At 52.1% G+C, this 22,959-nt stretch carries 22 protein-coding genes; 11 read left to right on the forward strand and 11 right to left on the reverse strand.

The window, feature by feature from the left end; genetic code table 11:
- Positions 1-193 precede the first annotated feature (193 nt).
- Positions 194-853 carry an FtsH protease modulator YccA gene (yccA, locus tag AAIG26_RS12180; protein ID WP_269231324.1) on the forward strand — a complete coding sequence of 220 codons (660 nt, stop codon included), beginning with the start codon at positions 194-196 and terminating at the stop codon, positions 851-853.
- 88 nt (positions 854-941) lie between these two features.
- Entirely contained in the window at positions 942-1,271 is a 330-nt protein-coding gene (gene tusE / locus AAIG26_RS12185) for a sulfurtransferase TusE (RefSeq protein ID WP_343179926.1), read from the forward strand.
- Here tusE and yccX read toward each other — a convergent pair.
- Positions 1,268-1,549: an acylphosphatase gene (gene yccX, locus AAIG26_RS12190; RefSeq protein WP_045506776.1), complete on the reverse strand. Its 282-nt coding sequence runs from the start codon at positions 1,547-1,549 to the stop codon at positions 1,268-1,270. The two genes, tusE and yccX, sit on opposite strands and share 4 nt — an antisense overlap.
- Positions 1,550-1,642: 93 nt before the next feature.
- On the opposite strand from yccX, the gene rlmI reads away from it, so the two are divergent.
- Both rlmI and hspQ read left to right on the forward strand, forming a co-directional pair.
- Positions 1,643-2,833, forward strand: coding sequence for a 23S rRNA (cytosine(1962)-C(5))-methyltransferase RlmI (rlmI, locus tag AAIG26_RS12195; protein ID WP_249882316.1), 1,191 nt, complete (start codon positions 1,643-1,645; stop codon positions 2,831-2,833).
- 60 nt (positions 2,834-2,893) lie between these two features.
- Positions 2,894-3,211 (forward strand): heat shock protein HspQ, encoded by a 318-nt coding sequence (gene hspQ, locus AAIG26_RS12200; protein ID WP_017456235.1) that lies wholly within the window; start codon positions 2,894-2,896, stop codon positions 3,209-3,211.
- Positions 3,212-3,239: 28 nt separating this feature from the next.
- Here hspQ and AAIG26_RS12205 read toward each other — a convergent pair whose 3' ends face one another.
- Complete coding sequence (locus AAIG26_RS12205; RefSeq protein WP_020457277.1) at positions 3,240-3,653, reverse strand: CoA-binding protein; 414 nt, start codon at positions 3,651-3,653, stop codon at positions 3,240-3,242.
- Between the two features lie 137 nt (positions 3,654-3,790).
- On the opposite strand from AAIG26_RS12205, the gene mgsA reads away from it, so the two are divergent.
- Positions 3,791-4,249 carry a methylglyoxal synthase gene (mgsA, locus tag AAIG26_RS12210; RefSeq protein WP_097400183.1) on the forward strand — a complete coding sequence of 153 codons (459 nt, stop codon included), beginning with the start codon at positions 3,791-3,793 and terminating at the stop codon, positions 4,247-4,249.
- Positions 4,250-4,279: 30 nt separating this feature from the next.
- Here the strand turns inward: mgsA and helD are convergent, their stop codons facing one another.
- Positions 4,280-6,334 carry a DNA helicase IV gene (helD, locus tag AAIG26_RS12215; protein ID WP_343179928.1) on the reverse strand — a complete coding sequence of 685 codons (2,055 nt, stop codon included), beginning with the start codon at positions 6,332-6,334 and terminating at the stop codon, positions 4,280-4,282.
- Between the two features lie 122 nt (positions 6,335-6,456).
- Between helD and AAIG26_RS12220 the strand changes: the two genes are divergently transcribed.
- Positions 6,457-6,903, forward strand: a complete 447-nt coding sequence (locus AAIG26_RS12220; protein ID WP_020457274.1) for a YccF domain-containing protein — start codon at positions 6,457-6,459, stop codon at positions 6,901-6,903.
- A gap of 17 nt (positions 6,904-6,920) precedes the next feature.
- Positions 6,921-9,050 carry a YccS family putative transporter gene (gene yccS / locus AAIG26_RS12225; protein WP_160270822.1) on the forward strand — a complete coding sequence of 710 codons (2,130 nt, stop codon included), beginning with the start codon at positions 6,921-6,923 and terminating at the stop codon, positions 9,048-9,050.
- On the opposite strand, the gene AAIG26_RS12230 is transcribed toward yccS, so the two are convergent.
- Entirely contained in the window at positions 9,044-9,664 is a 621-nt protein-coding gene (locus AAIG26_RS12230; RefSeq protein WP_020457272.1) for a TfoX/Sxy family DNA transformation protein, read from the reverse strand. The genes yccS and AAIG26_RS12230 overlap by 7 nt on opposite strands.
- Before the next feature lie 218 nt (positions 9,665-9,882).
- Between AAIG26_RS12230 and sulA the strand changes: the two genes are divergently transcribed.
- Positions 9,883-10,392, forward strand: a complete 510-nt coding sequence (gene sulA / locus AAIG26_RS12235; RefSeq protein WP_020457271.1) for an SOS-induced cell division inhibitor SulA — start codon at positions 9,883-9,885, stop codon at positions 10,390-10,392.
- Between the two features lie 367 nt (positions 10,393-10,759).
- Positions 10,760-11,809: a porin OmpA gene (gene ompA, locus AAIG26_RS12240; protein WP_045506756.1), complete on the forward strand. Its 1,050-nt coding sequence runs from the start codon at positions 10,760-10,762 to the stop codon at positions 11,807-11,809.
- A gap of 75 nt (positions 11,810-11,884) precedes the next feature.
- Here the strand turns inward: ompA and matP are convergent, their stop codons facing one another.
- A complete protein-coding gene (matP, locus tag AAIG26_RS12245; RefSeq protein ID WP_343179930.1) occupies positions 11,885-12,337 on the reverse strand; it encodes a macrodomain Ter protein MatP in 453 nt (150 codons plus the stop codon).
- Between the two features lie 182 nt (positions 12,338-12,519).
- On the opposite strand from matP, the gene AAIG26_RS12250 reads away from it, so the two are divergent.
- A complete protein-coding gene (locus AAIG26_RS12250) occupies positions 12,520-14,280 on the forward strand; it encodes a Lon protease family protein (protein ID WP_343179932.1) in 1,761 nt (586 codons plus the stop codon).
- A gap of 69 nt (positions 14,281-14,349) precedes the next feature.
- Positions 14,350-14,868: a bifunctional 3-hydroxydecanoyl-ACP dehydratase/trans-2-decenoyl-ACP isomerase gene (gene fabA, locus AAIG26_RS12255; RefSeq protein ID WP_017456223.1), complete on the forward strand. Its 519-nt coding sequence runs from the start codon at positions 14,350-14,352 to the stop codon at positions 14,866-14,868.
- Between the two features lie 70 nt (positions 14,869-14,938).
- Here the strand turns inward: fabA and rmf are convergent, their stop codons facing one another.
- The 6 genes from rmf to rlmKL all read right to left on the reverse strand — a co-directional run bounded on the left by rmf (position 14,939) and on the right by rlmKL (position 22,867).
- The gene (gene rmf, locus AAIG26_RS12260) at positions 14,939-15,106 is read right to left on the reverse strand and encodes a ribosome modulation factor (RefSeq protein ID WP_017456222.1); all 168 of its coding nucleotides are present in this window, start codon (positions 15,104-15,106) and stop codon (positions 14,939-14,941) included.
- Positions 15,107-15,359: 253 nt separating this feature from the next.
- A complete protein-coding gene (gene pqiC, locus AAIG26_RS12265) occupies positions 15,360-15,932 on the reverse strand; it encodes a membrane integrity-associated transporter subunit PqiC (RefSeq protein WP_343179933.1) in 573 nt (190 codons plus the stop codon).
- Positions 15,929-17,569 (reverse strand): intermembrane transport protein PqiB, encoded by a 1,641-nt coding sequence (gene pqiB / locus AAIG26_RS12270; protein ID WP_343179934.1) that lies wholly within the window; start codon positions 17,567-17,569, stop codon positions 15,929-15,931. Before pqiB ends, pqiC begins: the two co-directional genes overlap by 4 nt.
- The gene (gene pqiA, locus AAIG26_RS12275; protein ID WP_343179935.1) at positions 17,559-18,827 is read right to left on the reverse strand and encodes a membrane integrity-associated transporter subunit PqiA; all 1,269 of its coding nucleotides are present in this window, start codon (positions 18,825-18,827) and stop codon (positions 17,559-17,561) included. Before pqiA ends, pqiB begins: the two co-directional genes overlap by 11 nt.
- Positions 18,828-18,838: 11 nt before the next feature.
- Positions 18,839-20,746, reverse strand: coding sequence for an ABC transporter ATP-binding protein (locus AAIG26_RS12280; protein WP_160270823.1), 1,908 nt, complete (start codon positions 20,744-20,746; stop codon positions 18,839-18,841).
- Positions 20,747-20,758: 12 nt separating this feature from the next.
- Positions 20,759-22,867 carry a bifunctional 23S rRNA (guanine(2069)-N(7))-methyltransferase RlmK/23S rRNA (guanine(2445)-N(2))-methyltransferase RlmL gene (rlmKL, locus tag AAIG26_RS12285; protein WP_313626589.1) on the reverse strand — a complete coding sequence of 703 codons (2,109 nt, stop codon included), beginning with the start codon at positions 22,865-22,867 and terminating at the stop codon, positions 20,759-20,761.
- Positions 22,868-22,959 lie beyond the last annotated feature (92 nt).

Genomic DNA, 22,959 nt, shown 5'->3' on the forward strand with positions numbered 1-22,959 from the left:
CAGTGACATATAAGACACCAATATGGATCTGTCTCACATTTATCCCTTTATGCTGAGTAGCGCGCATTTCTGCGCACGAAACACTGTGTCAGCACCGCGGCATTATGAGTAAAGATGGGTAAAACAACTTTGTCAGCAAGCGAGACTTTTTTAGACTCTGCAATCAATTACATCTGTCATAAGAGAGTGACTCATGGATCGTATTATTACTTCATCGCGTGACCGGACTTCCCTGCTAAGTACGCACAAAGTCTTGCGTAACACCTATTTCCTTTTAAGCTTAACGCTGGCGTTTTCCGCAATTACGGCGACCGCCAGTACCGTATTAATGTTGCCTTCTCCGGGTCTGATCCTGACGCTGGTGGGGATGTACGGTTTAATGTTCCTGACCTATAAGCTGGCGAACAAACCAACCGGTATCCTGGCTGCGTTCGCGTTCACTGGTTTCCTCGGTTATATCCTGGGGCCAATGCTTAATGCTTATCTCTCAGCAGGGATGGGAGATCTGATTGGCCTGGCTCTCGGCGGCACCGCATTGGTCTTTTTCTGCTGTTCCGCCTATGTGTTAACGACACGCAAGGATATGTCTTTCCTCGGCGGCATGCTGATGGCGGGCGTGGTGGTGGTGGTGATCGGGATGGTCGCGAATATTTTCTTGCAGCTGCCAGCGTTGCATCTGGCTATCAGCGCCGTATTTATCCTGATTTCAAGTGGCGCTATCCTGTATGAAACCAGCAATATCATCCACGGTGGTGAAACCAACTACATCCGCGCCACAGTCAGTCTGTATGTGTCGCTGTACAACATCTTTGTCAGCCTGTTGAGTATTCTGGGTTTCGCTAACCGCGATTAAACAAGCCTGATTCCTCATTAGCCCCGCTTATGCGGGGCTTTGTTTTTTGCTACACTCCCGCCGTTGTTGACTAACGCTGCTAAAAATTATGTTGATCTTTGAAGGTAAAGAAATCGAAACCGATAGCGAAGGCTATCTAAAAGACACTACGCTGTGGAGCAAAACCTTAGCGTCTATCATCGCTGAGAAAGAGAACATAACGCTCTCTCCTGAGCACTGGGAAGTGGTGCGCTTTGTGCGTGAATTTTACCTGGAATTCAATACCTCTCCCGCTATTCGCATGCTGGTAAAAGCGATGGCGAATAAATTTGGCGAAGAGAAAGGCAATAGCCGCTATTTGTACCGTCTGTTTCCCAAAGGGCCAGCTAAACAGGCGACAAAGATCGCTGGTTTGCCAAAACCGGTGAAGTGCATCTAATAGCGAATGCCGAAGTTTGTCCATTCCCTGCCGGGCTGATGCGGTTCGGCAAGAACTCTGTCAACCCGGGCGCTACGCGGTCCCCCTGCTTTCAGCCACGCAATCAGCTGATTCACTGCGTGCTCGTCGCCGCAGGCAACCACTTCGACGCTGCCATCATCAAGATTACGTGCATACCCCGTCACACCGAGCTTCTGGGCTTCGTGCTGCGTGCTATAACGAAACCCGACGCCCTGCACCATTCCGTGTACCCAGGCGATTGTGCAGACATGTGCCATCTTTCCCTCCCCTTTCTATTCAGGCTCGTTGCATTTGCCCGGTGAACCCGTGACAATAGCGCCCATTTTCTTCAGTTTATAGAATAGCCGAATATGAGTGTACGTTTAGTGTTAGCCAAAGGGCGCGAGAAATCATTGCTGCGCCGTCATCCCTGGATTTTCTCCGGCGCTGTCGCGCGAATGGAAGGCAAAGCCAGCCTCGGTGAAACGGTTGATATTGTCGATCATCAGGGTAAGTGGCTGGCGCGTGGAGCATTATCTCCTGCATCGCAGATTCGTGCTCGCGTCTGGACTTTCGATAAAAATGAAAGCATTGATATCGCGTTTTTCACCCGCCGCCTACAACAAGCACAGCAGTGGCGAGATTGGCTGGCGCAACGCGATGGTCTCGACAGCTATCGCCTGATTGCTGGCGAATCAGACGGCTTACCCGGCGTAACCATCGATCGTTTCGGTAATTTTCTTGTTCTCCAACTTCTTAGCGCAGGTGCGGAATATCAGCGTCCAGCCATTATCTCGGCGCTCCAGTCTCTCTATCCACAATGCGCGATTTACGATCGCAGCGATGTTGCCGTCCGTAAAAAAGAGGGGCTGGAACTCGCGCAAGGACTGGTGGTGGGCGAACTGCCGCCCGCGTTGTTGCCGATTAAAGAGCACGGCATGAAGCTGTTTGTTGATATTCAGGGCGGGCATAAAACCGGTTACTACCTCGATCAGCGCGACAGCCGGCTGGCAACACGTCGCTACGTGGCAGACAAGCGCGTATTAAACTGCTTCTCCTATACCGGCGGCTTTGCCGTTTCCGCGCTGATGGGCGGATGCCGCCAGGTCGTCAGTGTAGATACCTCTCAGGAAGCGCTGGATGTCGCGAAACAGAACATTACGCTGAACGAGCTGGATTTAAGCAAAGCAGAATTTGTTCGCGACGATGTATTCAAACTGCTGCGCAAATATCGCGATCAGGGCGAAACTTTCGATGTCATCGTGATGGACCCGCCAAAGTTCGTGGAAAACAAAAGCCAGTTGATGGGCGCCTGTCGCGGTTATAAAGACATAAACATGCTGGCGATCCAGCTCCTGAATCCCGGCGGTGTACTGCTCACTTTCTCCTGTTCCGGTTTGATGACCACAGATTTATTTCAGAAAATTATTGCTGACGCCGCAATAGATGCTGGTCGTGATGTACAATTTATAGAACAGTTCCGTCAGGCCGCCGATCATCCTGTGATCGCTACCTACCCGGAAGGGCTGTATCTGAAAGGGTTTGCCTGCCGCGTCATGTAACTTGAAATTTGGAACTGCGCCCGCATATCTGCGGGTATGTAAGGTTCCCGGGAGGTGACAATGATTGCCAGCAAATTCGGTATCGGTCAGCAAGTTCGCCACTCACTGCTGGGGTATCTTGGCGTAGTGGTCGATATCGATCCTGAGTATTCACTGGACGAGCCGTCAGCAGATGAGCTGGCGGTGAACGACGAACTCCGCGCTCTGCCCTGGTATCATGTCGTAATGGAAGATGATGATGGCCAACCAGTGCACACATACCTGGCAGAAGCACAGCTGACAAGCGAAATTACGGATGAACATCCGGAGCAGCCATCCATGGATGAACTGGCGCGCACCATTCGCCGACAGCTCCAGGCTCCGCGCCTGCGCAACTAAAAATACCCCGCCAGATGCGGGGTATTTTTTATTTCGCCAGACCGAGCCGCGGGATCTCAATCGCCGGGCAGCGATCCATCACTACATTTAACCCCGCCTCACGCGCCAGCACGGCCGCTTGTTCATTAATCACCCCTAATTGCATCCAAAGCGTTTTCGCTCCGATGGCAATCGCCTCCTGTGCAACCCCCCACGCCGCTTCCGAATTACGAAAAACATCCACCATGTCGATTTTTTCTGGCACATCAGCAAGTGTTGCATAGCCCTGCTGCCCAAGAAGGGTAGTCCCTGCTACTTTCGGCGAGACGGGAATCACATGATAGCCCTGGTCCAACAAATACTTCATCACGCGATAACTTGGTCGATCGGGTTTATCACTCGCACCAACCAGCGCAATAGTTTGGGTCGACTGTAAAATATCGGCAATATCGGTTTCTTTCATGTTTTCCTCCCGGCGATGTCACCAAAGTGTAAATCAAACAGACCCACCCGACCATTTTCGGATTTTTTTATTCACTTCTCTTGCAGCATCAGACGCTTCCAGTAATCTGTAGCGAAAACCACTGACGGAAGCGGATTATGGAATCAACCACTCGCACCTTACCCGTGCGCAAACATATTGCACTGGTCGCACACGATCACTGCAAGCAATCATTAATGAAATGGGTAGAACGCCACCAGCCTGTACTGGCCAAACATGAGTTATATGCGACTGGTACAACCGGGAATTTGATTCAGCGAGCAACCGGCCTTGAAGTCAACGCCATGCTGAGTGGCCCGATGGGCGGCGACCAGCAAGTCGGCGCGTTGATTTCAGAAGGCAAAATCGACGTACTGATTTTCTTCTGGGACCCGCTTAATGCTGTCCCGCACGATCCTGACGTAAAAGCCCTCTTACGTCTTGCAACGGTGTGGAATATTCCGGTTGCGACCAATTTATCTACCGCTGATTTTATTATCGAATCGCCGCAGTTCAATAACAGCGTCGACATCCTCATTCCGGACTACCAACGTTACCTCGCTGAGCGTCTGAAATAAGTCCTGGCGGCCGCAGCGGCCGCCTTCGTTTCACGGTTTTCGCGCGACTGGCACATCCAGCGATTTTAACGTGTCGACAAAGCGTGACGGTTCATCTTTATCAAACAATAGCCAGACACGATGGCGTGCGCGCGTCAACGCGACGTACAACAATCGCCGCTCTTCCGCATCAGGGAACTCTTCCGCCTGTGGCAGCAAGGCTTGCTCCATAATGGATTCCCGCGCCGGAGCAGGAAAACCATCCGCGCCTTCTTTCAGCCCCACCACAATCACATAGTCCGCTTGTTGCCCTTTACTGGCGTGGATAGTCGTAAAATCGAGCTGAAGTTTCGGCCAGCGGGTGGCTGCTTTATCCAGAACCGACGGTTTTCCGTGGTGATAACGAGCCAGTACCAGGATCCTGTCTTCCAGCGTTGCATATCCGCTGAGTTTATCTAATAGCGCATCCAGCTGATCCTGCGCCATCAGCGTCACTGCGTTTTTATCCCCAGTTTTCAAGCTATTCAATGGTTTTGCAAGCTGCCATGGGTTCTGCTGGATAAAACGATTCGCCACTTCACCAATGCGTGAATTGAAACGATAAGTCGTATCCAATGCGCAGAGATCGCCTTCACCAAAATAGTCATGGAAAGCGGTGGTTAAAGAAAGTTGCGCGCCGCTGAAACGGTAGATTGCCTGCCAATCATCACCAACAGCAAATAGCGTCGTTTGTGAGTTTTGCTTACGCAACGCAGCCAGCAAAGCCGCGCGCTGCGGTGAAATATCCTGAAATTCATCGACCAGAATATGCTTCCATGGGCTAACAAAACGCCCTTTTTCAAGCACATTAATTGCCTGATGAATCAGCCCGGAAAAATCGACGGCGTTTTCAGACTTTAGCTCTGCTTTCCACGCTTTTAAAATCGGCGCCATCAATTTAATGCGTTTACTGAACAGGTCACGAACTTCATCTGGTGCGCCGGCGATCATCTCCGCCTGTGCACCGCCATGCATACGCATCAGTCCGATCCAACGATCGAGACGCGGAGCGATGCGGCGCTGCAATTTTGCATCTTCCCAAAAATTGCCTTCAGGGACGTCCCATTCCATCTCTTCTTCCAGCCACTGACGCCACCCTTTCGCCTGTGCTTTCTTTTCACTGCACTGCTGGCACCAGGTATCCGTTAGCAAGGACAGCCGAGCCGATGTGTCATTTTCCAGCTCGCTTAAAGCGGGCACTTTTTTGCTTCCCTGGGAGATGATATACAACGCCAGCGCATGAAAAGTGCGCGCGGTAATCTCCTCGGTATGTAGCCTTTGCTGGATACGCTCATCCATCTCCTGAGCGGCTTTGCGACCAAACGCAAGCAGCAAGATTTGATCCGCCGAGGCTTCGCCACGAGCCAGCAACCAGCCTGCTCGGGCCACCAGCACCGACGTTTTTCCACTCCCCGCGCCAGCAAGCACAAGTAAAGAGTGCTCACCGTTGACCACGGCCCGCGCCTGCGCCGGGTTTAAAGGAGATGTTTCAACGTGCTCAAAAAAAGCGGCGTACTGAGTAACCATCGTTTCAGTATAAGTTTGATTGTGCTGTGTCCGGCGCTTCTCAACGTCCGTCAGCCACGACTGGCACTGACGCCAAAGCTCACGGCAATTATCAAACTCCGCTAATCGGCTTGTCGGAATCGGCAACGCGGCAAACGCCTGCTGCAATTGCTGCTGTAACCCCTGAAGCTGCTTACGGGTAAGCCATTTCGTTGGCTCAATACGCCCGGAAATCAGCTCCAGTTGCTCCGATAAAACCCCGGCAGCAACCTCGCTCATTTCCGCGCTCCACCGGTTCCAGCGCTCATTTAAAAGATGGTAAAAACGCTGTGTTTCGTTCCATTCCGTTCCGTGAAGACGAACTACTTTGTTGCCGGCAAGCTGAAATTCCATCTCTCCCCACACCAGCCCTCGCTTGCATTCAATCGCTAACAACTGATTGAAAGGGATAAGGTATTCGTGTCTGTCACCTGCCACTTTAATGCCGGCATTCAGAATGACTGCGCGATCATACGGGTGTTGCGCCAGACGTTTTCCCAGTGAGGTCGCTTTCAGTTCCATGACTTATCGTTCTCAACTTGTGACAATAATTGCCAGTTTACCTGCCAGAGAATTGGCGCTCCAGCCCAAATAATCGTTACAATTACCGGCATTCTCTACCGACCGGTTTGTACTGAGGTTTTATGCGTACCGTTTTGAATATTCTAAATTTTGTGCTTGGTGGTTTCGCCACAACACTCGGATGGCTACTCGCAACAATAATCAGCGCCCTGCTCATTATCACTCTGCCGTTGACGCGCTCTTGCTGGGAAATCACAAAGCTCTCATTTATCCCCTGGGGAAATGAAGCCATTCACATTGATGAACTCGAACCGCAGAGCAAAAACAGCCTGTTAAATGCAGGTGGAACATTATTGAATATTATCTGGCTTATTCTGTTTGGCTGGTGGCTATGCATTATGCATATTACTGCCGGTATCGCTCAGTGCCTTACCATCATCGGCATTCCCGTTGGCGTCGCGAACTTTAAAATCGCTGCGATTGCACTGTGGCCAGTTGGCCGTCGTGTGGTATCTGTAGAAACCGCTCGCGCTGCCCGCGAAGCCAATGCGCACCGTCGTTTTCAATAATCGGATCGCTTGTCATTATGTTAAGTCCTCTGCTTCGCCGTTATACATGGAACAGTGCCTGGCTCTATAACGTCAGAATTTTTATTGCGCTTTGCGGGACTGCTTTACTGCCCTGGCTACTCGGCGAGGTGAAACTGACCATCCCGCTAACGCTTGGCGTCGTTGCCGCCGCACTTGCCGATCTGGATGACCGCCTGACGGGACGGCTGAAAAACCTGATAATTACGCTGGTGTGCTTTTTTATTGCGTCTGCATCTGTGGAGTTACTCTTCCCGTGGCCATGGTTGTTTGCGCTTGGTCTTGTGACATCCACCATTGGTTTCATCCTGCTTGGCGGACTCGGACAACGTTACGCCACCATTGCTTTTGGTGCGCTGCTTATTGCGGTCTATACCATGCTGGGAATTTCCCTTTTCGAACAATGGTATCAGCAACCACTGCTGCTGTTGGCAGGTGCAATCTGGTTTAACTTGCTGACGCTGGTTGGACATCTGGTTTTCCCCATTCGCGCCCTACAAGACAACCTGGCGCGTTGCTATGAACAACTGGCACATTACCTTGAACTAAAATCACGTCTTTTTGACCCGGATATTGAAGATGATAGCCAGGCGCCGCTCTATGATTTAGCACTGGCGAATGGCCAGTTAGTGAACACGCTCAATCAAACCAAAGCCACGTTGCTCACGCGTTTGCGCGGAGATCGTGGGCAACGTGGCACACGTCAAACATTACATTACTATTTTGCGGCGCAAGATATTCACGAACGAGCCAGTTCTTCACATATCCAATATCAAACACTGCGCGAACACTTTCGTTATAGCGACGTGATGTTCCGCTTTCAGCGCTTACTTTCCATGCAGTCACATGCGTGCGCTCAGCTATCACGCGCCATTTTGCTTCGCACTCCGTATCAACACGATTCTCGCTTCGAACGGGCATTTATCCACCTTGATGCGGCGCTTGATCGTCTTCGCGCTAATGGCATCACGCCTCAGGAGCATATGAAAGCACTTGGTTTTCTGCTCGATAACCTGAGGGCTATTGACGCTCAGTTAGCAACTATTGAATCTGGTCAACCACAGCCTTCATTGTCAAATGACACTGAAAATCAGCTTTCGGATGATAGTCTGAGTGGTTTCAATGACATGCGGCAGCGGTTACGTAATAATTTGACGCCAGAATCCGCACTTTTTCGCCACGCAGTACGCATGTCGGTGGTGTTATGTATCGGTTATGCGTTTATCCAAATAACGGGGCTACAGCATGGTTATTGGATCTTACTGACCAGTCTCTTTGTCTGCCAGCCGAACTATAACGCCACTCGCCACAGGCTGACGCTACGCGTAATCGGAACGCTGATTGGCGTTGCGATCGGATTGCCGGTACTTTACTTCGTTCCCTCACACGAAGGGCAACTGATACTCATCGTCATCACCGGCGTACTGTTTTTCGCATTTCGAACAGTGCAATACGCGCATGCCACGATGTTCATCACCTTACTGGTGTTACTGTGCTTTAACTTATTGGGCGAAGGATTTGAAGTCGCGCTTCCCCGTATTATTGATACGCTTATAGGTTGTGCTATCGCCTGGGCGGCAGTGAGTTTTATCTGGCCGGACTGGCGTTTTCGACACCTGCCCCGCGTTACTGAACAAGCCTTTGATGCTAACTGCCGCTACCTTGATGCCATTCTTGAACAGTACCATCAGGGACGCGATAACCGGCTTGCTTACCGCATCGCCAGACGTAACGCTTATAACCGTGACGCGGAACTGGCATCGGTCGTTTCAAATATGTCTTCCGAACCCGGAACCTCACCTGAACTTCGCGATGCCGCGTTCCGTTTGTTATGTTTAAATCATACCTTTACCAGTTATATTTCCGCGCTTGGCGCACATCGTGAGCAGCTCACCCAGCCGGATATCCTACGTTTACTTGATGATGCAGTCTGCTATGTTGACGATGCTCTACATCACCTACCAGCAGACCAAAAACGTGTTCAGGATACCCTTGCCGATCTATCCCAACGCATTAAACACCTGGAGCCGCGCCCGGATAGCAAAGAGCCACTGGTACTGCAACAGATTGGCCTGCTGATCGCTTTATTGCCTGAAGTGTGCCGTCTGAAAAGCCAAATTACTCAGTAAGGACTCGCTCCTTTCTTGATTACGCCGTTAAACCACTCCATCAGTTCCCGGCGTCGCGGCGCCGGTAACGCCGCTTCGTGAAGCCCAACAATTGCGCCCTCGAGTGCAAGAAGCACTTTCGCGCTCAGATGCTTGTTTGATTTTCTCAATCTAAGCCAACAAACTTTTGCCCCGAGCATTCGCAGTGTATGCGCATCCAATACGCCCGCTTCATGAAGTTGAGCTTCAAGTTGAAAAGTAAGGTTAGGCAGATCGCGTAATCGTTTTCTGGCACTGCGCCGATCTTTATCACGCCGCGCAGCATCAAGTGACAGAGCCGAAAGTTGCAGAAGTAACGAACGATCGCGCCACACACTCTCGCTAACGAAGTAGTAATTTAACGAAACCTGACGCCCACGTTTGTTGAATACCAGTAAAGGGGCATCTTGCGTAACCGTATATTGCGCACTCTCGTCGCAAGCGCGAAGGTAGAGTTCTCCCTCTGCAACCATCGCGAAAACAGTTTTATCCACTGACAAGCTGTAACCACCAAAATGAGCGCGGTGACAAATTGTGCCGAGAGGCATGAGGTATTCGCGTGACTGATATATCCGTTGATACGATAGGTCTTCCATGATTTTTGCCTTATAAATCACATAGTAAAAGCCAGATTTAAATTACTGAAACCACTACGCAGGAACATAGGCAACTGTGAGCAAGACGGCAAGCAAATTTTTCATTACGCGGCAGGGACAAAACAAAAATGCGAGATAGTTTCCGAAAATGAGGTTGATCTCTGAGCATGCAACGGTTACTGTATAAACATACAGTAACCCACAGGGCTGGATTGATTATGTACACTTCAGGCTATGCGAATCGTTCGACAACACTCGCTTCAACACTCAACAAATTGAATCACGTTGAGCCTTCCAGCATCACTACCGGGCTGATTAGCGAAATGGTCTATCGTGAGGACCAGCCCTGGATGACGCAGCTTCTTTTACTGCCTTTACTGCAGCAACTCGGGCAACAATCCCGTTGGCAGCTGTGGTTGACACCTCAACAAAAACTCAGCCGTGAGTGGGTGCAATCCGCTGGGTTACCCCTCACCAAGGTGATGCAGGTGAACCAGCTTTCTCCAAGCGTAACACTGGACTCAATGATTCGTGCATTGCGCACAGGTAACTATAGCGTCGTTATTGGCTGGCATTCTGAAGAGCTGACTGCAGAGGAACATCGCCAATTAGCTATGGCGGCAGAAGAAGGCAATGCGATAGGCTTCGTTATGCGACCTGTACGCCACGATCCTCTGGCTGCGAGACAGCTTTCCGGGATAAAAATTCACTCAAATTTGTATCATTGAGTAAATTTAGGAGTTTTCCTAGGATGTTTTTTGCCTGAGAGCAGCGCTTCAAATTTATCGTCCAAATACAGCGCGAAAGCCTGTCTCGCGCGCTTTGTACGGAAATAGCCGTGGTGAAAGATTCATCAGAAGTGTTAAATATTGTGTATACAAAGCCTTTTTTTTCATATGCCTGACGGAGTTCACACTTGTAAGTTTCCAACTACGTTGTAGACTTTACATCGCCAGGGGTGCTCGGCATAAGCCAAAGATATCGGTAAAGATGTCTGCAGAGTTGTCAGTGAGCAATGCCCCCGGTGAAGGATTTAACCGTGGCTTCTCTAAAGAGATTCCCATGGCGATTTTTGGATGATAACGAGGCGCAAAAATGAAAAAGACAGCTATCGCGATTGCAGTGGCACTGGCTGGTTTCGCTACCGTAGCGCAGGCCGCTCCGAAAGATAACACCTGGTATACAGGTGGTAAACTGGGTTGGTCCCAGTATCATGACAAAGGTGCGGTATGGCAGAACGATGGCCCGACCCACGAAAGCCAACTGGGTGCTGGTGCGTTCGGTGGCTACCAGGTTAACCCGTACGTAGGTTTCGAACTGGGCTATGACTGGCTGGGTCGTATGCCGTACAAAGGCGACACCGTTAACGGCGCGTTCAAAGCTCAGGGCGTTCAACTGACTGCTAAACTGGGTTACCCGGTAACTGACGATCTGGACCTGTACACTCGTCTGGGTGGTATGGTTTGGCGTGCAGACGCTCAGAACAACCAGGGCTTCAAAGATCACGATACCGGTGTTTCCCCGGTCTTCGCTGGTGGTGTTGAGTGGGCAGTTACTCGTGACATCGCTACCCGCCTGGAATACCAGTGGGTTAACAACATCGGTGATGCAAACACCGTTGGTGCTCGTCCGGACAACGGTATGCTGAGCGTAGGTGTTTCCTACCGCTTCGGCCAGCAGGAAGACGCTGCTCCGGTAGTAGCTGCTCCGGCTCCGGCTCCGGCTCCGGAAGTGCAGACCAAACACTTCACTCTGAAGTCTGACGTTCTGTTCAACTTCAACAAAGCGACGCTGAAACCGGAAGGTCAGCAGGCGCTGGATCAGCTGTATGGTCAGCTGAGCAATCTGGATCCAAAAGACGGTTCCGTAGTGGTTCTGGGCTTCACTGACCGTATCGGTTCTGACGCTTACAACCAGAGCCTGTCTGAGAAACGTGCACAGTCCGTAGTTGATTACCTGGTTTCTAAAGGTATCCCGGCTAACAAAATCTCCGCACGTGGCATGGGTAAATCCAACCCGGTTACCGGCAGCACCTGTGACAACGTGAAACCGCGTGCAGCGCTGATCGACTGCCTGGCACCGGATCGTCGCGTAGAGATCGAAGTTAAAGGTAGCAAAGACGTTGTAACTCAGCCGCAGGCTTAAGTTCCCGTCTAAAAAAACCCCGCTCATTAGCGGGGTTTTTTATTGCCTGAAATAACAGGCAGGAATAATTCGCACCTATTCTTTCCCAAGTAATGCCTGCAGGTCATGTTTCAGCGTAGACATCTGTGATGCATACTTTTCCTTGTGCTCGGCATCTTCGATCAACTGCACAATCGTTTCAGAAAGCGTTTTCCCCCTGCGCTGCGCTAACCCAGCCAGACGCTGCCAGACTACAAATTCCAGGTCGATCGATTTTTTACGCGTATGCTGATGTTCGGCATTAAAATGCCGCTTGCGGCGGGCGCGAATAGTTTGCTTCATCCGGTTAATCAATGACGGATTGATATGCTGCACAATCCAGTCGTTGACCTGTACGGGTTCATTTTCGAGTGTCAACAATAAATCGACCGCCTCTTTAGCGGCACTGGCTTCTATGTAGCGCGTGATTAATTCCCCTTCACGATGCTTTTTTACCAGATACTTCCATTTCCAGCCGCTTTCGAGATTTTCAAGTTGTTGATATTTCATTGCGCTCTCAACGTGACCGTGTAACTCAGTTCAGAATATCAGTTTTTTCCAACTCTGCTGAAAAGAAATCACGGCCTCGTTTAAGCCAATAGTGTTCGCGTCGCGAAAGCTTGTAATGAATGTGTGCTGTTGGAGCGTTTACGGTATAATCGCGCCTTTGACATCAGACTAAAAAAACGACTTTGACCATTACAAAACTCGAATGGAACGACCTGGTTCCTGATACCAGCAGCTATCAGGAAGTGTTTGAATCGTCCGAATTAGCCCGCGAAACGGGCTTCTCCCTGGCCGATACGCAACCCCGATTACAGTACGCGCTGGAGCAATTGCTCTATCCGCAGGCGACGTCACGCTTTTTGCTGGCTAAAGCGCCAGAAGAAGCCGAATATCTTGCGCTTATCGCCAGCGCCACCGAAATGCTCATCCCTGAAGCCCGCCCATTTTCTGGCGGCCAATATCATGTCAATGGTTCGGCAATTCGCTTTGAACCTTCGGCTGATGCACAGGCAAATTTTATCGGCAACAAACCCACCGCGATCGCCGATTGGGTAGAAGCAGAACAACTTTTCGGCTGCCTTCGCCAGTTTAATCAGGAGATCACGTTGCAACCCGGCCTCGTCCACCAGGCAAACGGTGGGGTGCTGGTTATTTCCTTACGTACGCTGCTTGCACAGCCACTGCTATGGATGCGCCTGAAAACGATGGTAACGCAGCGCCGTTTTGACTGGGTTTCCTTTGATGAGTCGCGCCCTCTGCCGGTCACTGTGCCGTCCATGCCAATGGATCTGAAAGTCATCCTCGTAGGTGAACGTGAATCACTCGCGGATTTCCAGGAAATGGAGCCGGAACTCGCATCGCAGGCCATTTACAGCGAATACGAAGAAACGCTGCAAATTGCTGATGCCGAAACCATGTCCATATGGCGTCAATGGGTCGAGCAAACCGCTCGCGATGCGCACTTGCCCGCCCCTGCGGCTGATGCATGGACAACACTCATTCGCGAAGCCGTCCGCTACACCGGCGATCAGGAAACGTTACCTCTTTGCCCAATGTGGTTGTCTCGGCAACTGCGAGAAGTGGCAGCGATGTCCACTGATGAAACCTTTAGTGGGGAAGAGTTCCAGACAATGCTTGCGCAGCGAGAGTGGCGTGAAGGCTTCCTGGCGGAGCGCATGCAGGATGAGATCCTGCTTGAGCAAATCCTGATCGAAACCGAAGGAGAACGCATAGGTCAGATCAATGCACTGTCCGTTATCGAGTTTCCGGGACATCCACGTGCCTTTGGTGAACCCTCGCGAATCAGTTGTGTGGTGCATGTTGGCGATGGCGAGTTTAACGATATTGAACGCAAAGCTGAGCTGGGCGGTAATATCCACGCCAAAGGCATGATGATCATGCAAGCGTTCCTGATGGCGGAACTGGAACTGGAACAACAGATCCCCTTTTCCGCCTCACTGACTTTTGAACAATCATACAGCGAAGTCGACGGTGACAGCGCATCAATGGCTGAACTGTGCGCATTAATCAGCGCGCTATCTGAAGTTCCGCTTAATCAGAGCATTGCGATCACAGGCTCGGTGGATCAATTTGGTCGCTCCCAGCCGGTCGGCGGGCTGAATGAAAAAATCGAAGGCTTCTTCACTATTTGTCAGCAGCGCCAGCTCACTGGCAAGCAAGGGGTGATTATTCCCTCGGCAAATGTACGCCATCTCTGCCTGCAGCAGGAACTTCTGGATGCTATCCAGGCGCAGCAATTTTTCATCTGGGCAGTAGATGACATGATGGATGCGCTACCCTTATTAACGGGTTTGCCGTGGGATGCCGAAGGGCAAAACAACCTTAAGCAACTCATCCAGGAACGTATCGCGCAGGCGACACAACAGGATGCGCGCCACCGCTTCCCGTGGCCGCTTCGCTGGTTGAACTGGTTTATCCGAAACTGATCGGACTTGTTCAGCGTACACGTGTTAGCTATCCTGCGTCCGAAACTACAAATAAGGCTTACTGAGAACATGGTAGATAAACGCGAATCCTATACAAAAGAAGATCTTCTTGCCTCTGGTCGTGGCGAATTGTTTGGCGCAAAAGGCCCGCAATTGCCGGCACCGAACATGCTGATGATGGACCGTGTGGTCAAAATGACTGAAACCGGCGGTAACTTCGATAAAGGCTATGTTGAAGCTGAGCTGGATATCAACCCGGATCTGTGGTTCTTTGGCTGCCATTTCATTGGTGATCCGGTGATGCCTGGCTGCCTCGGCCTCGATGCAATGTGGCAACTGGTTGGTTTCTACCTGGGCTGGCTCGGCGGCGAAGGCAAAGGCCGCGCGCTGGGCGTAGGCGAAGTGAAATTCACCGGCCAGGTGCTGCCAACGGCGAAAACCGTGACTTACCGTATTCACTTTAAACGCGTTGTAAACCGTCGTTTGATCATGGGTCTGGCAGATGGCGAAGTGCTGGTTGATGGCCGCGTTATCTATACCGCCGCGGATCTGAAAGTAGGTCTGTTCCAGGATACGTCTAATTTCTGATACCGGGTTACCTACCCCGGTAAAGGCGAAACCTCCGCAATGCGGAGGTTTCTTTTTTAAAGAGACAGAATCAGGCAATGACTGCCCTGTCCTCCATGGCCTCCCGCCAGCCTCCCAGCCACTCGGACCTTTGATTCAGGGTTTGGTAGGGACACATTTCCTTCGGACGCCCGGTAATACCAGCCTGATAACCACGTTGATGTGCCCGTTCCAGGCGATCGCGTTTTTGTCTCTTCATGCCTCGTTTCCCTCATTATTTGATCTGGTGGAAAAGAAAACAGTGGTCACTTAATGCGCAACCACAGGTCACAAATACCTTGAATAGACTTCGTCGTCAATGCGCAAAATTCACGCCAGTGTCATAAATGTGAGCTACACAAAAGTTCATTTGTACAAAAAATGTGAGCCAGCACAACTAATGGTTTGTACTGAAACATAAAAAAACCGCCATAGATTTTATCTATGGCGGTTTTTACAGACTTTAGATTTACTTATGGCAGACGATTTAGCGCATTCGCAATACTGACAGCCTCTTGCTGCCAGCCCTGAGCCAGCATTTTCACCATTTCATCATAGCCATCCTGCTGCTGTTTCAGCTCAATATGGAAGGGGCGCTTAATCAGTTGTCCCTGGTGTTTAAGTAACCATTCGCCGCTTACAATCACTCGCCCATCATAGCGACCATGAAAACCGGTCACTGTTACGTTTAGCGTATCTTGCTCACTGCCTAACGGCTGCGATGCGACCACCCAGCCAGGCAGTTGATTGCTCAGATTGGATACCAGCGTGTTACGCAGTTGCTGATCAAGCGGGCTGGCCCACAAATTGTTCGTAGCAATGACGTATTGCACATCGCTGGTCTGGTACACCACGCCATTCCCCGCGAGAAAATCAGGTACCGAAACCTGCTCTACCCATAACTGACGATTCCCCTGGTTTTGCCCGGCCATCGCCTGCGCCTTTACTTGCGACGGCGAAGGCAGCTGATAGTAGCTTTTGTTATCACCGCCGCTACTGCAGGCTGTCAGCAACAGCGCCAGTATCGCTAATACGCTCTTTTTCATTCTTTTGCCCTCTTCGGCTGCGGATCGGGTTTCCCTTTCGCTTCAAATACCAGCGCGTTGCTCTTATCGTTGAGCGTTTTCAGCACCGGTTGCAGTTCACGCAATACCTGATCGAGGCGCTGCATATCCGCCACCATTTTATTGTAAGCGGCGGAACCCGGCTGGAAGCCCTGCATACTGCGGTTAAGCTCGCGTAGTGTGCTCTGCATATCTGCAGGCAGTTGCTGCATCGACTGGCTGGCGGTCAATTTGTTGAGGTTATCCAGCGTCGTTTGCAGACGTTTGAGCGTTTGCTGGCTTTCAGATAACGTGCTCGTCGCCTGCTGGATCATCGGATTCAACGGTAAGTTGTTGATTTTATCCAGCGTATCCATTAGCCGTTGCTGGATCTGCGCCAGTCCACCACTCACGGTCGGGATGATGGGATAGCCAGCGAACTCGTGCATGCCATTGATCGCCGGGGCATTATTGTAAAAATCGAGATCAACATACAGCGCGCCGGTAACAATATTACCGGTCTTCAACGAGCCTCGCAGACCGCGCTTCAGTAGCTCATTCAGATGTGCGCTCATATCCGGATCTTCACCCAGTTGGTTCGCCAGACGTTCCGGCTCAATACGGATCAGAACCGGAATACGATAATCATCATTCAGCGCCTGGCGCATACCTTCCGTAAAGAACGGCACCTTGCTCACCGTACCAAGGCGGATGCCGCGGAACTCAACCGGCGCGCCGGGTTGCAAGCCACGGATCGAATCTTTAAAGAACATCAGATAATCAACATGTTCGGTGTATAGCGAATCCTGAATGCTGCGCTGATCGTCATACAACTTAAAAGCGCTGTTTTCCGCCACCGGCTGCCCCAAATCCAGGCCTTCCGGCACATCAAAGCTGACACCGCCACCGAACAGCGTCGTCAGCGACCCCATCTCGACGCGCATCCCGGCGGAGGTGAGATCGACGGCAATCCCGCTGTCTTTCCAGAAACGCACATTGCTGGTCACCAGCCGATCGTTCGGCGCATTAATAAAGAGCTGATAGCTCATGGTCCGTTTTTGCGTATCAAAGGTGCTGGTTTCCACTGAACCCACGCGATAGCCACGGAACAACACCGGATCGCCTGCCGTTAATTGCCCCGCTTTATTACTGTCAAGGATCACCCGGATACCTTTCGCATCCGGCGGTGCCAGCGGCGGCGAATCGAGCAAGTTGTAGCGCTCCGGTGCATTGCCTTTTACACCGGGCTGAAGTTCGATATAGGCACCAGAAAGCAGCGTACCAAGCCCGCTGATACCTTCGCGACCCACCTGCGGTTTCACCACCCAGAATACCGAATCATTATGCAGGAGCTTTTCCATGCCGGAATTGAGCCGCGCTTTGATTTCAACATGGGTAAGATCATCGGTCAGCGTCGTACTCTCCACTACGCCAACGTCCACGCTGCGGCTTTTGATCGTCGTTTTACCGCCGACAATTCCTTCGGCGTTATTGGTGATCAGGGTGACTTCCGGGCCTTGATGGCTGTAATGATAGAAAAGGATCCAGGCCCCAATCAGTGCCGTCACAATCGGGAAAATCCACACCGGTGACCAGTTTCTCACCTTTTGCACCCTGGCTTCCCCACTCTTATTCTCCATGCTTTAACGACTCCTCATGGTGCGTTTGTGGCTCGCGATCCCAGCTCAGACGCGGGTCGAAAGTCATTGCCGCAAACATCGTGATAATAACGACCAGCGCAAACATCAGCGCACCCATCGCAGGATAAATATTCATCAGCCCCCCCATCCGCACCAGCGCAGACAGTACGGCAATAACAAACACGTCGATCATTGACCAGCGCCCAACGAATTCCACTATTTCATAAATAAAATGCATGCGTTCGCAATCGCGCTTTCCGTGCCCTTTCGCATCAATACACAGCCAGGCGATGCCAATCATTTTCAGCGTCGGCACCATAATGCTGGCGATAAAAATCACTAACGCAACCGGATACGAACCCTCGCTCCACAGCAAAATCACCCCGGCCAGAATGGTCGACGGCATGCGGTCGCCCAACAGGTCGGTCACCATGATGGGCAAAATATTGGCGGGTAAATAGAGCATGATGGCGGTCATCAGCAGCGCCAGCGTCCACTGAATACTGTTGCGCCGACGCGCATGGCCATGAGTATGGCAACGTGGGCAAACCGGCTCGTCAATCGCCACTATCGCCGTGCAACATGGGCAGGATCGCAGCCCCTGGCGGATACCAGGTACACCGACATGCAGCGGCTGCGCAACAGCTGGCGCTGGCGCAATGTCGTCCCACAGCCAGTGGCGGTCTACGCACTGAAACGCCCGCAGTTGCAACAGACAGAACAGGCACCAGGGAATGAAACTGCTGCCGATGCCAATATCACCATAAGCCATCAGTTTGACGAAACTGACCAACACCCCGGCGAGGAAAATTTCCGCCATTCCCCAACTTTTAAGCTGGAATAACACGCGGGCAAGGCCAATTTTCAGGCGAAAATCCATCCGCACGCGGTTAACCAACAGCAGGATCGTCACCAGGCAAAACGCCGGCACAAACTGCACGAACAACAGAAAGAAAGTGCCGAGGCTGGCGTAATCTTCCGAGAACATCACGCCAGGAATTTCCAGCAGCGTCACCTCACTGGCAACGCCTGCTACTTTCATGTTTACGAAGGGAAAAAGGTTGGAGAGCAATAGCATAAACAGCGCGACGATAGCATAAGCAGTGGGACGCTGCCGCGGCGCGTCCCACTCGGTCGCAAGCGTTGTCCCACAACGCGGGCACGCCGCTTTTTGTCCATGTTGCAGCGGCGGTAACGCCACCAGCATGTCACATTGCGAACAGAGAATGTGGCGAGTGGTGTGGTGGTGTTCACACATACAGGCTCCCTTTATGCGCCGTTTTTCAGAGCCTCCAGATACTCCCAGCGTTCAAACGCTTCCTCAAGCGCTTGCTCCGCCGAAGCCATATCGGCTAAGACTTTCTGCGTATGGTCGTGCGGCTGGCTAAAGAAACTTGCATCGGCGACCTGCGCTTGCAAATCCCCAAGTTGTGCTTCCAGTTGTTCCAGCTTTTGCGGTAATTGTTCCAGTTCACGCTGCAGGTTATAGCTTAGTTTGTTACTGTTGCGTTTGACAGTTTCTGCTTTGGCTACCGGCGCTTCCATACTTTTTTTCGCGGCGTCCTGTTTTTGCATCTGCGACGCCGCCTGCTGACCACGGGCATCGTGATAGCCACCAACATACTGACCAATCTGGCCGTCGCCTTCGAAGATCCAGCATTCGGTCACGGTATTATCAACGAACTGACGATCGTGGCTCACCAGCAGAACCGTACCCTGATAGGCATCGATAAGCTCTTCCAGCAGTTCCAGCGTTTCAACATCCAGATCGTTGGTTGGTTCATCGAGAATTAACAGGTTGCTGGGTTTCAGGAACAGACGCGCCAGCAACAGTCGGTTACGTTCCCCGCCAGAGAGCGCACGTACCGGCGTCATCGCCCGTTTCGGATGGAACAGAAAGTCCTGCAAGTAGCCCAGAATGTGGCGCGGCTTGCCGTTCACCAGCACTTCTTGCTTACCTTCAGCAAGGTTGTCCATCACCGTTTTATCCGGATCCAGTTCGGCGCGGTGCTGATCGAAATAGGCCACTTCCAGTTTGGTACCGACATGGACACGCCCGCTATCGGCTTTGAGTTGATCCAGCATCAATTTGAGCAGCGTAGTCTTACCGCAGCCGTTCGGGCCGATCAGCGCGATTTTGTCGCCGCGCTGCACCTGCGTGGAGAAATCGCGCACCAGCACTTTGCCATCGATGCCGTAATTGACGTCTTCCATCTCGAAAACAATCTTGCCGGAGCGGGAGGCTTCTTCCACCTGCATCTTCGCGCTGCCCATCACTTCACGGCGTTCACTGCGCTCGCGGCGCATGGCTTTTAACGCGCGGACGCGGCCTTCGTTACGAGTACGACGCGCCTTGATGCCCTGGCGGATCCACACCTCTTCCTGCGCCAGCTTGCGATCAAATTCCGCATTTTGCAGCTCTTCCACGCGCAGGGCTTCTTCTTTCTCCAGCAGATACTGATCGTAATTGCCCGGATAGGAAACCAGCTTGCCGCGATCGAGGTCGACGATACGTGTCGCCATATTGCGAATAAACGAACGATCATGAGAGATAAAGATGATGGTGCCGCCGAAAGATTTCAGGAACCCTTCCAGCCAGTCGATAGTTTCAATGTCCAGGTGGTTGGTTGGTTCGTCGAGCAGCAGCACACGCGGACCGCTCACCAGCGCGCGCCCCAGCGCTGCCTTACGCAACCAGCCGCCGGAAAGGGCGGAGAGCGACATATCCGCCGTCAGCCCAAGCTGCGCCAGCACTTCATTGATACGGTTTTCCAGTTGCCACAAACCGTGGTGATCCAGCATCTCCTGCACACGCGCTAACTCGGCGAGGTTTTTATCGCTCGGATCGCTCATCACCAGGTGGGAAACCTCATGGTAGCGCTTGAGATACTCGGCCTGCTCTTCAATCCCTTCAGCGACAAAATCGTAGACGCTGCCGGTAACATTACGCGGCGGATCCTGTTGCAGGCGTGCCACCACCAAATCTTGCTCATACACAATGCGACCATCATCCAGGTTAACTTCCCGGTTGAGGATCTTCATCAGCGTTGATTTCCCCGCGCCGTTACGCCCAACAAGGCACACGCGTTCGTTTTCTTCGATATGCAGCTCAGCATTATCGAGAAGCGGCGCATCGCTGAATGACAGCCACGCGCCATGCATACTGATCAATGACATTTATTTATCCTTTCAGGCTGCGGTAATCAGCCAGCAGTTGTGGATCTGACGGTTGCGGGCAAAATCCTGCGACTGCGTTTTTTGGGTGATTTCTTGTGCTTTAAGACCCAGTTTCGCCAGCCCGTCGAGATCCATACGGAAACCGCGTTTGTTATTGGAAAACATGATCGTGCCGCCCTTACGCAACAGGCGTTTGAGATCCTGCATCAGCGCCATATGGTCGCGCTGTACATCAAAAGACTCTTCCATACGTTTGGAGTTGGAGAAGGTCGGCGGATCGATAAAGATCAGGTCGAACTGCTCATCAGTATCGCGCAGCCACGCAAGGCAGTCGGCCTGGATCAGGCGATGCGCACGACCGCTCAGGCCATTAAGACGCAGGTTGCGCTCGGCCCACTCCAGATAGGTACGTGACATATCCACCGTTGTCGTCGAACGCGCGCCGCCCAGCCCCGCATGCACACTGGCGCTGCCGGTATAAGAGAAAAGATTGAGGAAATCTTTGCCTTTACTCATTTGGCCGAGCATACGGCGCGCGATACGGTGATCGAGGAACAAACCGGTATCAAGATAATCGGTCAGGTTGACCCACAGGCGAGCGTTATATTCGCTCACTTCCATGAAATCACCCTTTTCATTCATTTTCTGATACTGATTGTTGCCCTTCTGCCGTTCACGGGTTTTCAACACCAGCTTGTTTGGCGCAATCCCCAACACATGAATGGTGGCCGCAATGATATCAAACAGACGCTGACGCGCTTTTTGCGCATCAATCGTTTTCGGTGCGGCATACTCCTGCACCACCACCCAATCGGCATAGCGATCGACCGCGACGTTGTAATCCGGCAGATCGGCATCGTACAGGCGATAACATTCGATACCTTCCTGACGCGCCCATTTTTCCAGCTTTTTAACGTTCTTGCGCAGGCGATTCGCGTAATCTTCCGCCATTGCCGGCGCTTTCGCTTCGCCGGTATTTTCCGCCAGATGGTAATTTTTCTGCACGCAATCCAGCGGGCCGTTTTTCGCTTTGAACTGGCGCTCAGCGCGCAGTTGCAGGCAGTTCAGCAGATCAACCGAGGCGCTAAACAGTGACAGATTCCAGCCGCCAAATTGTGCTTTCAGCAGACGGCCCAACAGGCTGTGCAGCGCGATCAGCGCCGGTTCACTCTCCAGACGCTCACCATACGGCGGGTTACTGATCACCGTACCGTACGGGCCTTTTGGCAGCGGGTTGCTCAGCTCGGCAACATCTTTGACCTCAAAAGTCACCAGCTCGCCAATCCCGGCGCGTCGGGCGTTTTTACGGGCGATATCGATAACGCGCGCGTCGCTGTCTGACCCATAAAAATGGGAGGCGTAATTCGCCAGCCCCGCGCGCGCGCGCGTTTGCGCCTCGGCTTTCACCTCTTGCCACAGCGCTTCATCGTGCTGTGCCCAGCCACCAAAACCCCAGTGGCCGCGGTGCAGACCCGGCGCGCGATCGGTCGCCGCCATCGCAGCTTCAATCAGCAGCGTCCCGGAGCCGCACATTGGATCGAGCAGCGGCGTGCCTGGCTGCCAGCCAGAACGCATCACGATCGCGGCGGCCAGGTTTTCTTTGATCGGCGCCATCCCGGTGCGATCGCGGTAGCCGCGCAGGTGCAAACCTTCACCGCTCAGATCAAGGGAGATATTTGCCGTATCCTGGTTCAGCCAGACGTTAATACGCAGATCCGGCATCTCACGTTCCACATTCGGACGCGGCAGGTTTTTGCGGGTAAAGCTGTCGACGATCGCATCTTTGACTTTCAGCGCGCCGTACTGGCTGTTACGAATTTCATCATTCAGGCCGCTAAAATGGACGGCGAAGGTTGCGCCCGGATTAAACATCTCTGTCCAGTTGATCGCCTGCACGCCGAGGTAGAGATCAAGATCGCTGTAAACCTTGCACTCCCCGAGCGGCAGCATAATGCGCGAAGCCAGACGACTCCACATCAGGCTCTGGTACAGGAGCCGCGTGTCCCCTTCAAAATGGACACCACCCTGAACAACCCGGCACTCAACGGCACCGAGTTTTTCCAGTTCAGTTTTTAACAGCTCTTCCAGCCCGCGGGCCGTACTGGCAAACAGAGAAATCATAATGTCACTTACACTCAACGAAAATTGTTGCGCATTATAGCTAATCTGGCGTTCATGTCATAAAGTTGAGGGCTAATTTTCATCAGACAGGG

Source organism: Kosakonia sp. PSU_27 (assembly GCF_039409795.1).
Classification (GTDB): Bacteria; Pseudomonadota; Gammaproteobacteria; order Enterobacterales; family Enterobacteriaceae; genus Kosakonia.

Coding starts and splice junctions, on each gene's coding strand:
- yccA (WP_269231324.1), top strand. CDS start 194: ATGGATCGTATTATTACTTCATCGCGTGACCGGACTTCCCTGCTAAGT.
- tusE (WP_343179926.1), top strand. CDS start 942: ATGTTGATCTTTGAAGGTAAAGAAATCGAAACCGATAGCGAAGGCTAT.
- yccX (WP_045506776.1), bottom strand. CDS start 1,549: ATGGCACATGTCTGCACAATCGCCTGGGTACACGGAATGGTGCAGGGC.
- rlmI (WP_249882316.1), top strand. CDS start 1,643: ATGAGTGTACGTTTAGTGTTAGCCAAAGGGCGCGAGAAATCATTGCTG.
- hspQ (WP_017456235.1), top strand. CDS start 2,894: ATGATTGCCAGCAAATTCGGTATCGGTCAGCAAGTTCGCCACTCACTG.
- AAIG26_RS12205 (WP_020457277.1), bottom strand. CDS start 3,653: ATGAAAGAAACCGATATTGCCGATATTTTACAGTCGACCCAAACTATT.
- mgsA (WP_097400183.1), top strand. CDS start 3,791: ATGGAATCAACCACTCGCACCTTACCCGTGCGCAAACATATTGCACTG.
- helD (WP_343179928.1), bottom strand. CDS start 6,334: ATGGAACTGAAAGCGACCTCACTGGGAAAACGTCTGGCGCAACACCCG.
- AAIG26_RS12220 (WP_020457274.1), top strand. CDS start 6,457: ATGCGTACCGTTTTGAATATTCTAAATTTTGTGCTTGGTGGTTTCGCC.
- yccS (WP_160270822.1), top strand. CDS start 6,921: ATGTTAAGTCCTCTGCTTCGCCGTTATACATGGAACAGTGCCTGGCTC.
- AAIG26_RS12230 (WP_020457272.1), bottom strand. CDS start 9,664: ATGGAAGACCTATCGTATCAACGGATATATCAGTCACGCGAATACCTC.
- sulA (WP_020457271.1), top strand. CDS start 9,883: ATGTACACTTCAGGCTATGCGAATCGTTCGACAACACTCGCTTCAACA.
- ompA (WP_045506756.1), top strand. CDS start 10,760: ATGAAAAAGACAGCTATCGCGATTGCAGTGGCACTGGCTGGTTTCGCT.
- matP (WP_343179930.1), bottom strand. CDS start 12,337: ATGAAATATCAACAACTTGAAAATCTCGAAAGCGGCTGGAAATGGAAG.
- fabA (WP_017456223.1), top strand. CDS start 14,350: ATGGTAGATAAACGCGAATCCTATACAAAAGAAGATCTTCTTGCCTCT.
- rmf (WP_017456222.1), bottom strand. CDS start 15,106: ATGAAGAGACAAAAACGCGATCGCCTGGAACGGGCACATCAACGTGGT.
- pqiC (WP_343179933.1), bottom strand. CDS start 15,932: ATGAAAAAGAGCGTATTAGCGATACTGGCGCTGTTGCTGACAGCCTGC.
- pqiB (WP_343179934.1), bottom strand. CDS start 17,569: ATGGAGAATAAGAGTGGGGAAGCCAGGGTGCAAAAGGTGAGAAACTGG.
- pqiA (WP_343179935.1), bottom strand. CDS start 18,827: ATGTGTGAACACCACCACACCACTCGCCACATTCTCTGTTCGCAATGT.
- AAIG26_RS12280 (WP_160270823.1), bottom strand. CDS start 20,746: ATGTCATTGATCAGTATGCATGGCGCGTGGCTGTCATTCAGCGATGCG.
- rlmKL (WP_313626589.1), bottom strand. CDS start 22,867: ATGATTTCTCTGTTTGCCAGTACGGCCCGCGGGCTGGAAGAGCTGTTA.